The organism is Pseudomonas sp. 65/3-MNA-CIBAN-0223 (assembly GCF_040310425.1).
Classification (GTDB): domain Bacteria; phylum Pseudomonadota; class Gammaproteobacteria; order Pseudomonadales; family Pseudomonadaceae; genus Aquipseudomonas; species Aquipseudomonas gregormendelii.
Genome location: NZ_JBEOPV010000163.1, coordinates 1 through 268, shown reverse-complemented (window position 1 = coordinate 268; position 268 = coordinate 1). Strand labels below are relative to the sequence as shown.

Here is a 268-nt window from a genome sequence, read left to right as displayed (position 1 = left end):
CACCAAGGTCGACATGACCTTCGCCCGCGGGCTGCGCGCCATCCTGCGTCAGGACCCGGACGTGGTGATGGTCGGCGAGATCCGAGATCAGGAAACCGCCGACATGGCGGTGCAGGCCTCGCTGACCGGCCACCTGGTGCTTTCCACGCTGCACACCAACAGCGCCATCGGCGCCGTCACGCGCCTGGTGGACATGGGCGTCGAACCGTTTCTGATTTCCTCGTCGCTGCTTGGCGTGCTGGCCCAGCGCCTCGTGCGGGTGTTGTGC

The 268-nt window shown here is 67.2% G+C and carries 1 protein-coding gene; it reads left to right on the top strand.

Annotation, left to right across the window (positions count from 1 at the left end):
• A partial coding sequence (locus tag AAEZ09_RS28370) for a GspE/PulE family protein (protein ID WP_350601668.1) occupies positions 1-268 on the top strand: 268 nt, incomplete at both ends.